The following is a 12,066-nucleotide window of genomic DNA, read 5'->3' as shown; positions in this document are numbered from 1 at the left end:
CGCGGAGGACTTCAGCAGCCCAATCTTCGGCAAGCGTGCTGCCTGATATCGTGCAGAGATTGCGAACGCTGCGGACGCCGTCGATTTTCTCAATAACTGGCCCGAGGAGCAAAAGGACCTCGCTCACCAGACGGCCCTTCAGCCGTGCTGTGATGCATATGATGGGCACCAACCCGTAAGCGCTGCACACCAGGCTTTTCTGGAATCCGCTACGAGCGCCGCGATCTTGGAAGATCCGATGTCGGCCAGGCAGTGGATCGCCGCGTGCAAAAAGCTTTTGGCTTAGGGTTTCGCGTGGGAGGGGTGAATCTATCGTGCTCGAGGAATTCGGGCGACTTGGAGGAGCGGTGCGCGAACGGGTTCACACACGGAACAGGTATGTGTTCCGGCGCTTTGAGATAGCGCATAGCGCCGGCTCGCAAAAGCGGCTTGTTCGATTGACACGCGGGCTGCGATAATGCGGCGGGCGACATAGTGAATGGCTTCAGCCGCTTTGAGGGAGGTCTGCCATGCCGCACCATAGTTTCGCACGTCCAGAACAACTGGAAATGCTCAGCAAGGCGCTCGCGGAGCTCGGCGGCCATTTCCCGCCGGACAGCCCCGAACGTGAGGCCTTGGCAGCAAAGATCATGGCGCTCTTCGAAAACGGAACCGACACGCTCGAAGAGATCAAGAAGGCGCTGAACAACCGCGATACCACTCCATGACCCACTGGGCTCTTGTCCGATGCCAAGGGTGAAAAACGGCTCGGCCCTAGGCGCAGCCCGTTCCCGTTTTTGCCGCGGGTCGAGCCGGTTGACCCTGTCAGCCGGCGACCGTTTGACAAGCCGCCCCTCGCCGCGGTAGCACCATCCAAAGCTGAGATCGCAGGGCAGAACTGACCGCACCCACCGGGTTGCGCGACCCCGAACAGCTTACACCCAATCGGCGCCATTATGCACATCGGCATGGCGATGCGAAATCTCTCCAGTGTCGAGAGCGCGAGAACGAACTTGGTTGTGACGCAGCTGAGCGCCAAAGGCCCGGCTGTCAGCAGTGAGGGAGGTTGAGAACGTCATGCGCCCTGAAAATTCCTCGCCCTTTGCGGCGACTACTTTGATCCCTCTCAACAACTCGGTCTTTCGTTCGATCTGGACAGCCACGCAGATTTCCAGCCTTGGCTGGCTCATCCAGAGCGTGGCGATCAGCTGGCTTATGGCCACCATTCCAGCCTCCGATCTGATGGTTGCGCTGGTGCAGGCAGCCTCGACGCTGCCCGCCTTCTTTCTGTCGATCCTTGCCGGGGCGATTGCCGACAGTCTCAGCCGCCGCGGGGTGATGCTTGCCGGACACTGCCTGATCGCGCTGGCGTCCACCACGCTGGCTCTCTCTGTCGCGCTGGGTTTCGTCAGTCCGTGGTTGATCCTGGGCTTGAGTTTCCTGGCCGGGTGCGGCTTTGCCTTGAATGATCCGGCCTGGCATGCCTCCGTCGGCGATATCCTTGAAAAGCGGGAGATACCCGCTGCCGTGACGCTGATGTCGGTTGGTTACAACGTTGTTCGAAGCATCGGGCCGGCGCTAGGCGGCATAATCTTGGCTTTGCTGGGACCTTTGGCCGCTTTCGCCTTGGCGGCGCTGAGCGATCTCGTCCCATTGAACACTGTCTTGCGCTCCAAATGGCACGTGCGGTCTTCGCCTCTTCCGCGCGAACGGATGATCACTGCCATCCGCGATGGCATGCGTTTCACGGCGATCTCCTCGGAGATCCGGTTCGCGATTGCGCGTGCAACCCTGTTTGGGCTGGCGAGCATCTCGATCCTCGCTCTGCTCCCGCTGCTGGTGCGTGATCAGCTGGCGGGCGGCCCACTCGTTTACGGCGTTCTGCTGGCCGGTTTCGGCGCCGGCGCCTTCATCGCCGGACTGGGCAATGGCTATTTGAGACGCATCGCCTCGCAAGAGAAATTGGTCACGCTTGCATCCGTTGCTTGCGCGGCCTGTTGCCTTTTGCTGGCCCTCACATCGTCGGTTGCTGTGGCGGCGATCGCGCTTGCCATCGGTGGCGCCGGCTGGGTTGTCACCTGGACCGGAACCGACGTGTGTGTGCAGTTGGCAAGCCCAAGGTGGGTCGTCGGTCGCACTCTGTCTATCTACTATGCCTTGACCTATGGCGGCATGGCGGCCGGCAGCTGGATTTGGGGTGCGGTCGCGCAGAACCATTCCCTGACATGGGCATTCGAAGGCGCTGCAGTGGCACTGTTGCTGGTTGCGGCGGCGGGAAAAGTGCTGCCCATCGAACTTTGGGAAGAATCGGACCAGGGGGCGGCCGACTTCATTCCGCCCGAACTGGCACTCACTTTAAGGCCAAGGAGCGGTCCGATCGTGGTCAAGGTCGAGTATTTGATCCCCGAAGCGAACATCTCTGCATTTCTGCGCTGCATGCGCGAAAGGCGGCGCGTCCAGAGCCGCGCCGGCGCGCGCAATTGGACGCTGCAGCGAAATCTTCAGAAGCCCGCGCTGTGGACCGAGACGTTCCGCACCCCGACATGGACCGATTATCTTCGTCTAAACCATCGGCTCACCGTGGCTGACAGGGAGCTAGACGAGCGCCTCGCCGCCCTGCAGGCCGGTGAGGCTCCTCCTCATGTCGCGCTTTCGATCGAGCGGTCGACAAGTCCGGCCTCCGGCAGCGAAGTCCAGCCCGTGCCTTTTGTGTCGCGTCCCTAAAGGATGTTGAGAGAGAACTGCACGGGCACTCTCGCATCTAGAATCCGAATTCGCGAGTGATGCGGACGGCTGCAGACTGGGGAAGATCCAAATGATGGGTTGTCGTTCCGGTACCGACACGCCTCCGCGCGCCAGCAAAAAAGTCGTCGATACAACTTGCTGTATGCAGGCGGGCTAGCGGTGCTGGTGGCGATTTGGCCGACGGCGTGATCCCCTTAGATGGTGGCTAGCGAGGGGAGGCAGGGAACGGCGGTCAAATTTGTTTACCCGAAAAGGACAAGCGGTTCAGTTTCTTTCCTAAGACTTTCGTTTGCACAAATCTGCGGCAGGGGCGATCGCACCTGCAGCCCGATGCGCGGCTTAGGGTGGTCTTCACGGCTGGAGTAACTGCTGTTTCGGATTTTGGTTGCTGAAAAGCTCTACGCCAAACAGGCGGTTTGTGCATCTTCTGTCGTATTTTCGAATCGCATGTCCGCGTAAAGTGATGGAGATCACAACGCTTCAAGGCGGCTCAGACCGTCACAACGGCCATTTCCAGAGGGATAATCATCATCATCGACCCGGCGCGCGGGAGGTTCGGCCGGTTGGAAGAGGGCGATGGCAAATGTCGCGATCAGTAGAGCGACGGCACGATGTGCGCACGGCAAGTTCACGGATCGTCGGCCAGAAATGGAGGGCCGGCGTCGCACTCGAGGCACCCTCACGAATTGTTCGCGGGCCCGGAGCCTTCGCCATCTGCTGTCCTCAGGGTGAAGCGCGCAGCAGTTGAGCCTTTGGCCATTCGTGCGCCAATATGGATGGCCGGCTCGGTTCCGCCTTTGCAGCCTTCCTCTCTCGATAAACCAGCAGGGCCATGACCGCTTCGTGCCTGGGACGGCGTTCCTTGGCAGGCGACGATCGAGCGCCACGAGCTTGATTTCATGCAATTCAGACAAGTGGTCTTGATCGCCTCGATCGTGTCGCGAGCTTCCGCCGCTTCAAATCTCATGATGATGGAGATAGCCGACCTGCGCCTTGGCGCAGTTCGAGCACGCCCTGTCGGCCGGCCTGGGTGACGATCTGACCTACGAGGAGATCTTGGGTCAACTCTCGGCCGACGAAGCCGACACCGTGATTTCCCAGTTTAAGGGGGCGAACCCGGACACGGTCAGCAGTTTGCTTACCATGCTTATGGTGTCTCGCTGGCCCTTAAGCGATGAAGCTTGGAATTGGTTGTTCGAGATTGCGTTGAATGACGAGGCGGAATCACGACGCGCGGTGGCCTTTTGTACGCTCACACACCTGGACCCGAGGCGTTTTGGCGAAGCTCTCTGGGCTCGGAACTGGGCATGGGGAGCGATCTGGCGAGGAGCTGATCCACTATGGGTCTTTGGCGCTGATAGAGGCGGCCAACGGGGTACCGTTTGACCACCTGGCTCCCCGACTGGCGCCCTGGCTACTGGCACAAGCAGCCCGATCGCGCGGGCAGTCGGCTTCTGAGACTTTGCTGGCTGCCGAGCTTTTGGATGTTGCTTGCCCGTTCTGGACCGCAGCCGCTTGACCTCGGTGCCACTGTGACAATCGACAAGGATCGTCGCACACGGTATCCCTTGCGCTCTCTGTCACGCCGCTGGAGCAAGCAGAAAGCCTAGACGAAGTGACAGATCTAAGCCGTGTTTGACATGGAGGCTAGGGACGCGGCAATGCGTGCCTTATCCGCGCCCGCGAGGCTGCGGTGAAGGATCGAACCCGCAAGCGCCAGGAGATTCGATCCTTCCTGTTGAGCCATGGCAAGATTTACCCGGTCTTTGGAGTGCGCCCCTCGGAGCGGACAGCTTGACTAAGCAGAATTGACTTGGGAGCCGGGCTTTCGAGGGCGTGCAGGAAAAACTGCGCCTGTACTGTCGCGCCATATCCGTATAAGAGCGATTGACCATCGATCGAAGGGACAAGCCTTGATCACCGCGCGTTGGTGTTGTCGCTGTCAGAAGCTGCGTCACCCAAAAAACCTGTAGGTGGCATTGTGCGCCTCGATCCAAGGCCTGTACCGGATTTCTGTGTCGGCGACTCTCCGGAATCGTTGGAACACGCACTTGTCGATGCACGAGGCCTCCGGCCGGCGAAGATGACGAACAGGGGTCTGTCGACGCCGATGCAGCTCTGGTAGAGGCTATATCGCCTCACGCCCGCCAACATTAATCGGGGCAAGGCCCGATGGTATGCCTGCAATACCGACGGAGGTTTACCGACAGCGGCGGCAACCATTTCGACGCGGTGCGTGCCAAGGGTGGTCGCCACCGTATGTACGTACAGGACGAAGCCGAAACACTGGCACTGGAACCAACCGATCCGCCGCATTCGTGGCCGGATTGAGAAGATCTTCGGGCTGGAATCGGATCTACGGCCTTCGCCGGATGTGATGGCGAAGGCTTGCTAAGGCAGGTGCCAAATTCGCTTCACCGCTATCGCCTACAATATAAATAAAGCATAGTTTGAAGCTGATCGCTATGGCTGGATAGCGGGCAAAAAGGCGGCAGCGGATTAGACGACGCGCACCGTCCCGCTCAGAGCGTTGCGCTCCTCTGGCATGGCGTGCACGCGCCATTCGACACGGTCCGGGAAAAGCGCGAAGACGGCCGTGGCAAGGGTCCGGGCGTAATCGTCCCGTCGATCCTCGCCGCGATAGATCGGAGTAGTTTCATCAAAGAGTACCGCCTCTGGACCGCCTGTGAGCGCACCTTCCGCGATCATCCGGTCCGCTGCCTCCTGCCGGCTACGGGAAGACGGCGTGATCGTCTGGTCCAGCCCGTCGAGTTCCCTGAAGAGCAGGTGGTTTGCGTGGGCTCGCTGCGAGGCGACCTCCTGAACTGCGAAGCCTGAGGCGGGCGCTTCGACAGAAAGGAGCCGGCGCGTCTTCGCCTCACCAAGATTGTGATGGAAGCCGCTGGCACGATCCTTCCGCCTTAGGATTTCGACTGCTTCGTCCAGACTTCTCGCATCGAGGATCGCGCGGCAGATGATCTGCCGCGGCACGCCCGGCTGAAGATCATGGGCGCTGATGTTGTTGACAGTCTGGACGAGCCCTGCCTCGTTCGAGCCGAATGTGTGCCCCAGCAACTGGCCGGGGTACATGAAGCCGCTCCAAGCCGGGCCCTCATCGGGCTCGACCTCGGCCCAGAGACAGGCGCCGAGAATCTCGGGATCGCCGTCCTCGTTATGGGCAATTACTGCAGGGCCGTCACCTTCCCGCGGCATGAGGAGGGAAGTGCAGCCCGTGGTGGCGAGCGCTTTCGTTGCCGGGGAGACGTCTTCGGGAAGCTGTAGGTCGCCCCAGCAGTTCCGGAGGAAGACCGTTTCGAAATCCTGCCCGACGCCCGCAGCAATCCCCTCGATCTCGCGCACAAAGCGGGGATAGGTCGCGCGAGCCGCTGATTCCAGCGTCTTCAGATAGTCTGATCCGCGCCAGCGCTTCTCCAGTGCACGATCTTGCTCGCTTCGCTGCGCTTGTTCGAGGAAGCCGGCGCTGGCGCGCCCGAGGGCGACGCCGATGGAGAAGGCGTCGCCCTTGGCGCGGACGCTGGAGATAGTATTTCTGGACATTGCACTTCCGTTTTGTGTGATTTCGAAGATATCGGCTTCTGCTCAGGCCTCAATAACGGGCAGGTCAATGCAACAGCCTGCCGTACCACGATGGAACTTGAGGAACGGTGGCCGGCCGTCGGCGGGCACAGTAGCAAATGTAGTCCTGTCGCTGCCGGCCAGAACCACCCTTAAGCGGTGACCCGCCGGTAGGAATGCAGATATTGGATTTAGCGTGAAGGTGAGGATGGCGGCCTCGCCCGGAATGAGTGGCTCGGCGTCGCGTCTAAGATAACTGTGCTGCGGACCAAGTACCCGGAACGGTGAAGCGGTCCACACCTTCCTGTGCACGGCGCGCAGTTGACCTTCCGTAAGGTAAAGGGACATCCCGTCCGGCCGTACGGTTTCTAGATACACTAGAAATGCACCGTCCTCACGTGTCGATGTTACGTTCAAGTGGACGACAGGATGTCCGGTAATCTCTAGATCATGCGTCAACGGCTCGCCTGTATAGGCGAGGCCACGACCGTCGAACTGCCGCCTGTCTCCATAATCCACCTGTCCGCAATCAATCTGCGTTGCCCATCGGTTCGTTTCAACGTCACCCGCTGTAGGGTTGACCTGAAGCGGGTCGAATCCTGCCTCTCCGGGCGATGGGCTCAACCGGGAGCCGCTTGCCATGTGCCACCGTTGAGAGGTGGCCGGGGGCGGCCACGACCGGGTCGACTTCCATGCACCTTCGCCGAGCGTGTAGTAGTGAAGGATCTTCCCTTGCTCGTGGGCAGCTTGGCCGTTGAAGCACAAGTCGGCGAAGCGGATGTCATTTGCGTGCTGCGTCACGATGGTTGGAACGATCGTCTCACCAGGGTCGCGGAGGGGATCATAGGCATAATCGCCACCATGATTCCAAGGACCGATGATCACGTTCATCGGATTTGACTGTCCTAGAAAGCGACGGATTGCACCTTGCGCCGTTCCACTATCAAACCAGCCCGCCAAGTTTTGGGTTGGTGTCCCTGAGCGAGAGATCCGGTCCGCTACTTCCTGGGTGCTCCACTCGATCATGGAGGCTCCTCCCCAAGTGGTCGGACGATCATCCTTGAACGTCACCTGCTGGAATCCCTCGGAAATGGGCACCGCGCGCTCGTGATCACGCAGTGCCGCGGCAAGGTCCGCCTCGCCGCCGGGGCCTACCGGACGAACGCCAGGCGACTTCTGACCATCGGCGAGAACTGCTGCGTTGCGGTCGAGCTGCTTGACGAGTTCGGCCCAGGTTTTCACGACGAAGAGGTTGGGAATTCCACCAGGGAAATAACAGTCTTCGTAAGAATCGTAGTCCGCAAACCGCGGTATGATGCCCTTCAGCGCCGGATGATTTCGCTCCGCCATCCAGTCCGCCGTGTTGGCGGTGTAGGACAGGCCGTAGCCGATCACTTGACCCGTAGACCAGGGCTGGGCCGCTATCCAGTCAAGTATTTCGCTGAAATCGAGCGTTTCAGCGCGTGCACGGTGATAGGGCCACTGGCCGAAAGAAGCACCGGAGCCACGAGAATCCCCAACGACCACAGCATAGCCATGCGGCACAAGCCGGCTTACAAACTCATGGGGCGGACCCTCTTTGACCCCACGCCAGTAGCGCGTCATCGCAAGAATGGTGTCGCGCTTAATGTTACCACCGTCACCCATCGGACGGGCGATATCCAAGGCAATCCTTACGCCATCGCGCATAGTCACGTAAGTGGATTTCAGCGGGCCGACCTTGTAGGCCTTGGCAGCGGCAGCACCATCGAAGTCATAGGCAAAGATCGAATGTGACGCTTCCAGAGACGAAAGGCCCATGCAGTTCTCCTCATCGCGACGTCGTTCCACAATGCATCGAAATTATCGCGTCCGATCCGCAGATAGGCTCATTCCGGCGAGCGGGTAGCTCGTTCTGGCGACTTGGATACTTGGCGCCTGCCACAGCATTGCGTCCAACATTTTTTGGTCATGGACTGATCGCGAATGAGCAACAGTACGCCCCTTAGGCAACTTCGGCGTTCGTCGCGATCGCGGAGGCGGCTTGTATCACACAGCGACCCGGTCCTTGAATCGCTCATTGAACTTTAGACCGGACTGCGGCGCGGCGATAAGGATTGAGTTCTTCCGCATATTTGGTGCAGGTTGCGGCATTAACGGACGGTACGAATAAGTTAATAGAGTCGGAATCGCGGTTGACGCCGGGATTTGCCAGTGCTTCCTGCCTTCCGGTCGCTGATTTCACCCGGGCTTCGATTGTCCAAATTCTGCAGCGGCCCTCGTTGTCGACGAGATCGGCTACCTGCCAGTCATCCACGGTGGCGGCAATCTGTTCTTCCAACTCGTCAACGCCCGCTACGAGAAGGGCGCAATGATCCTCACCTCAAATCGCGGCTTTGCCGAATGGGGCGAGGTCTTCGGCGACCCTGTCGTCGCAACCGCACTTCTCGACCGCCTGCTTCACCATGCCGTCGTCGTCCAGATCGAAGGATCGAGCTATCGGCTCCGCCAACACGCCGAGCTCATGTCCGAATACCTGCGATCAAAGGCCTCCATCACGCCGCCCACGCTCAACGCACCACCACGACCACGCGGCAGGCCGCCGAAAAATGGATAACCTTCCGTGACAGCCTGAGCGGCGAAACTGGGGAATTTTACTTCGGCACTTTGGGGAAGATTCGAGCGGCATTGACAGCGACTGCATCGGGCGGGCGAACTGATCAGGGTGTGGGTGCCGGACGTGGTCCATCAGGCTGTCCGCGATCTGGTGCAAGCCCGCGAAGCCGCAGCCGCAGCGCCGCAAACGCCAGCAGCTGCTTTCCTTCGTCCTGCAGGGATCGACTGGCGCCGGCCGAGCAAGACTTATCGGCCGCGTCTGGCTGGCTGATTTTGCTCGTTTGTTATTGATTTTGTGCGGATTTTGCTTCCTTGAAGGGGCTATTTCGGGTATGTAATTTGGGTGTCGGAACCAAGCTCCCTCAATCGCTGATTTCCTCGCCCGGATCGCGCTTCTGGAAGCGGCCGTTGCTGCCCGTGACACCACCATCGCCGAACGCGATGAGCAGCTGCGAAGAGAGCGCGCCGAGGCCGCACTTCGCATTCAGCGCCTGCAGCTGCAGATCGATCGCTTCAACCGCAAGGCCTTCGGCCGCTCGTCCGAGAAGCTCGGCCAGATGCTGCTCGAACTCGAAGATCTCGAGACCGATGTCGCCGCCGGCATGCCCGATGCCGAGCTGCCCATCGTCGCTAACACCGACAAGGTCCGGGTGTTGCCGGTGCGCAAGCTCAACCCCAACCTGCCGCGCAAGCGGATCGTTCGAGAGCCGTCTTGCGCATGCTGCCCGGGCTGCGGCGGCGATCTGCGCGCCATGGGCGCAGATCACGAGGAGATGCTCGACCTGGTCGCCCAAGCCTGGCAGGTGATCGAGACCGTTCGACCCAAGTACAGCTGCCGAACCTGCGATAAAATCATTCAGGCGCCGGCACCAGCCAAGGCCATTGCGCGCGGCAAGCTCAGCTATGCCGCGCTCGCCCATATCATGATGGCCAAGTGGGGTTATCATCCGCCCTTCGCCCTTCTACCGTCAGGCACAGATGATGACCGCCAAGGGCGTCGATATCGAGCGATCCACCCTTGCGCGCAGCGCCGGCTACGCCGCCGCCTTGCTCGATCCGATCTACAACCGCATCCGTGAGATCGGCCGTACCCGCACCAAGATTCATACCGACGACACGCGGCCTCCGATCCTGGCGCCCAGCACCGGCACGACGCACAATGGCGCGCTCTGGGTTTACGTGGCCGACGACCGCAATTCGGTTCGCAGGAGCCACTGATCCCTGGTATCGCGCCACCATGGGTCGCGCCGGCGAGAGCGTGATGAGCGAGCTCGCCGGATTTGCCGGTACGCTCCAGGCCGATGGGTTCACCGGCTACAACCAGATCTACAAGGACGGCGCTATTCGAGAAGCTGCCTGCCTGGCCCATCTGCGTCGCAAGATATTCGACGTTCACGACAGCCAGCCGACCGAGCTCAGCACGACGGCCATGGCCGGTATCCAGGCGATCTACCGGATCGAGGAAGAGATACGGGGGCTCCCGGCCGGCCGAGCGATTGGCCGCACGACGAAGGCGGACCCGACCCCTGGTCCGCGCGTTGCGACGACAGCTCATGCGCCACGCCATGGGTTTGTCGCGCCATGCCGATATCGCCAAGGCCTTCGCCTATGGCACCAAGCGATGGCGCGCGTTCAACCGCTTCCTCTACGATGGCCAGCTCGAGCCCGACAACCTGATCATGGAGCGCGCAATTCGTGGTTTTTCGGGTGGGAGGCGCAATTGGCTTTTCTCGGGCAGCTTCGCCGCGGCCGAGCGGTCAGCGGTCGTGCTCAGCATCATCGAGACCTGCAAGCTCTGCGGCGTCGATGCCGAAGCCTACATGGCCGATGTCATCGAGCGCATCCAGAACGACTGGCCAGCCTCGCGCTGGGATGAGCTGATGCCGTGGAACTGGGTGCGCCGCCAAGAGATGCCGCTCCCCTCGGCTGCATGAGCGCGCTCGATGACATGGCGCTGTCGGACCAGGCGCTCGAGGCCTGGATGGCCGCCAAGACAAACCCCCGCCCGCTGGTGCGGAGCATGTCGGCGCTGGATGGCTTCGTAACGGCATCGGTCACCGGGCCGCGGTTCGCCGACACGCAAGACTGGATGTGCCCGCTCATGGGCTTGTCGCGCGACGTCCTGGGCAAAGGCTCTGCAACCGATCACGCCGTGTTCGCCAGCCTCGCCAGGATCCACAACCGGATCAACGAGACGCTGTTCGACAGACCGCAGGATTATGCGCCCCGCTTCATCACCAAGCCCGGCGGCGGCATCGACCCGCAGCCATGGTGCCAAGGCTTCTACGGCCATAAATCTCAACATCAAATGCTGGAAACGGCTACTCGACCTCAGGAACCCCAACCACGGTCCGCTGCTGCCGATCCTGATCTACTGCGTCGACAAGAAGGGGCGGCCCGTCCTCGGCAAGCCCAGGCCGGGGCCCGAGACCGCGCACTTCATCGAGCACGAGGCATACAAAGATATCGCCCTCGTCATCCCCGCCGTTCGCGAACTCCACTATGTCACCCATTATGATAACCCGCAGTGATCGCCCCGGCGCGCCGACGAACGGCTGACCGCCATACACGCATCAGGCGACTTCTGGAAAGGTGCCTCGGTGCACCGCTTACTTCGAAAGCGGTTCAGTGCTCGCCGTGTGCGAAATGCACCGTTTGGGTATCGGGAGAGAAGCTCCCCGCCACCAAACGGCGACCCTAGTCAACGCCACGACCACGGGCGCGTAGCGCCAGTGGCGGATAACGTCCTGCAGCATCTCCCGATCGAGCGTCAGGTCGGCAACGATCTTCTTCAGGCGCCCATTCTCATCTTCCAGCGCCTTAAACCGGCGCATTTCATCGGGCAGCAAGCCAGCATACTTCTTGCGCCAGTTAAAATACGTCGCCTGGCTGATCCCGACCTTGCGGCAGATCTCCGCCACGCTCACGCCATCATCGCCCGTTTCAAAATGAACGCCTTCTGCGCGTCCGAAAACTTCGATGCCTTCATCGTTCCGCTCCTTCTCCCAGCCGGGAAAATACAGCGAAAAACTCTAACCAAAAACGATCCAGTTATCGGGGATCCAGAAGGCAGCATGGCCTTCGCATCGGAGTTGGTCCCTCACCATATGGTGTCGCATAGATGCGAGAATGTCCGCAGGAGTGACATCTTTGCCGTTGTGAAAAGTTGCG

Annotated in this window: 11 protein-coding genes and 3 pseudogenes; 10 read left to right on the top strand and 4 right to left on the bottom strand. The window is 60.6% G+C overall.

Features of this window, described 5'->3' with window-relative positions; translation table 11 throughout:
• The first annotated feature begins 58 nt into the window (after positions 1-58).
• The 4 genes from CK222_RS23940 to CK222_RS23930 all read left to right on the top strand — a co-directional run bounded on the left by CK222_RS23940 (position 59) and on the right by CK222_RS23930 (position 4,110).
• Positions 59-286, top strand: a complete 228-nt coding sequence (locus tag CK222_RS23940) for a DUF982 domain-containing protein (RefSeq protein WP_245433235.1) — start codon at positions 59-61, stop codon at positions 284-286.
• A 262-nt stretch (positions 287-548) separates the two neighbouring features.
• Complete coding sequence (locus CK222_RS31880; protein ID WP_176477730.1) at positions 549-707, top strand: hypothetical protein; 159 nt, start codon at positions 549-551, stop codon at positions 705-707.
• 349 nt (positions 708-1,056) lie between these two features.
• Positions 1,057-2,703 (top strand): MFS transporter, encoded by a 1,647-nt coding sequence (locus CK222_RS23935; protein ID WP_095802099.1) that lies wholly within the window; start codon positions 1,057-1,059, stop codon positions 2,701-2,703.
• A gap of 1,014 nt (positions 2,704-3,717) precedes the next feature.
• A complete protein-coding gene (locus tag CK222_RS23930; protein WP_095802098.1) occupies positions 3,718-4,110 on the top strand; it encodes a hypothetical protein in 393 nt (130 codons plus the stop codon).
• Between the two features lie 1,113 nt (positions 4,111-5,223).
• Here CK222_RS23930 and CK222_RS23925 read toward each other — a convergent pair.
• The 3 genes from CK222_RS23925 to CK222_RS31875 form a co-directional block, all read right to left on the bottom strand.
• Positions 5,224-6,282 carry a C45 family peptidase gene (locus CK222_RS23925; protein ID WP_095802097.1) on the bottom strand — a complete coding sequence of 353 codons (1,059 nt, stop codon included), beginning with the start codon at positions 6,280-6,282 and terminating at the stop codon, positions 5,224-5,226.
• A gap of 42 nt (positions 6,283-6,324) precedes the next feature.
• Entirely contained in the window at positions 6,325-8,100 is a 1,776-nt protein-coding gene (locus CK222_RS23920; protein WP_095802096.1) for a CocE/NonD family hydrolase, read from the bottom strand.
• Between the two features lie 256 nt (positions 8,101-8,356).
• On the bottom strand, positions 8,357-8,620 hold the full coding sequence (locus CK222_RS31875; protein ID WP_141247117.1) for a hypothetical protein: 264 nt from the start codon (positions 8,618-8,620) through the stop codon (positions 8,357-8,359).
• Between CK222_RS31875 and CK222_RS23915 the strand changes: the two are divergent.
• From CK222_RS23915 to CK222_RS23900, 6 genes and pseudogenes are all read left to right on the top strand, one after another.
• Positions 8,558-8,896 (top strand): annotated as a pseudogene (locus CK222_RS23915) (ATP-binding protein); the annotation flags it as partial. The gene CK222_RS31875 and the pseudogene CK222_RS23915 overlap by 63 nt on opposite strands.
• Before the next feature lie 364 nt (positions 8,897-9,260).
• The gene (locus CK222_RS32730; protein ID WP_348628814.1) at positions 9,261-9,974 is read left to right on the top strand and encodes an IS66 family transposase zinc-finger binding domain-containing protein; all 714 of its coding nucleotides are present in this window, start codon (positions 9,261-9,263) and stop codon (positions 9,972-9,974) included.
• Positions 9,877-10,113, top strand: coding sequence for a transposase (locus CK222_RS33425; RefSeq protein WP_210201942.1), 237 nt, complete (start codon positions 9,877-9,879; stop codon positions 10,111-10,113). The genes CK222_RS32730 and CK222_RS33425 overlap by 98 nt, the downstream gene beginning before the upstream one ends.
• Positions 10,055-10,339 (top strand): annotated as a pseudogene (locus CK222_RS33550) (transposase); the annotation flags it as partial. The gene CK222_RS33425 and the pseudogene CK222_RS33550, both read left to right, overlap by 59 nt.
• Positions 10,248-10,829, top strand: coding sequence for a transposase (locus CK222_RS32720; protein ID WP_280951786.1), 582 nt, complete (start codon positions 10,248-10,250; stop codon positions 10,827-10,829). The pseudogene CK222_RS33550 and the gene CK222_RS32720, both read left to right, overlap by 92 nt.
• Positions 10,826-11,413, top strand: coding sequence for a UPF0149 family protein (locus tag CK222_RS23900; protein WP_348628813.1), 588 nt, complete (start codon positions 10,826-10,828; stop codon positions 11,411-11,413). Before CK222_RS32720 ends, CK222_RS23900 begins: the two co-directional genes overlap by 4 nt.
• A 217-nt stretch (positions 11,414-11,630) precedes the next feature.
• On the opposite strand, the pseudogene CK222_RS23895 reads toward CK222_RS23900, so the two are convergent.
• Positions 11,631-11,884, bottom strand: a pseudogene (locus CK222_RS23895) (transposase); the annotation flags it as partial.
• Positions 11,885-12,066 lie beyond the last annotated feature (182 nt).

Source organism: Mesorhizobium sp. WSM3866, from assembly GCF_002294795.1.
Taxonomy (GTDB): domain Bacteria; phylum Pseudomonadota; class Alphaproteobacteria; order Rhizobiales; family Rhizobiaceae; genus Mesorhizobium.
This window is presented reverse-complemented; position numbering and strand designations above follow the sequence as displayed.

What these genes read in the sequence shown, in the direction of transcription:
- CK222_RS31880 (WP_176477730.1), top strand. Translation starts at nt 549, where the DNA reads ATGCTCAGCAAGGCGCTCGCGGAGCTCGGCGGCCATTTCCCGCCGGAC.
- CK222_RS23935 (WP_095802099.1), top strand. Translation starts at nt 1,057, where the DNA reads ATGCGCCCTGAAAATTCCTCGCCCTTTGCGGCGACTACTTTGATCCCT.
- CK222_RS23925 (WP_095802097.1), bottom strand. Translation starts at nt 6,282, where the DNA reads ATGTCCAGAAATACTATCTCCAGCGTCCGCGCCAAGGGCGACGCCTTC.
- CK222_RS23920 (WP_095802096.1), bottom strand. Translation starts at nt 8,100, where the DNA reads ATGGGCCTTTCGTCTCTGGAAGCGTCACATTCGATCTTTGCCTATGAC.
- CK222_RS33425 (WP_210201942.1), top strand. Translation starts at nt 9,877, where the DNA reads ATGACCGCCAAGGGCGTCGATATCGAGCGATCCACCCTTGCGCGCAGC.
- CK222_RS23900 (WP_348628813.1), top strand. Translation starts at nt 10,826, where the DNA reads ATGAGCGCGCTCGATGACATGGCGCTGTCGGACCAGGCGCTCGAGGCC.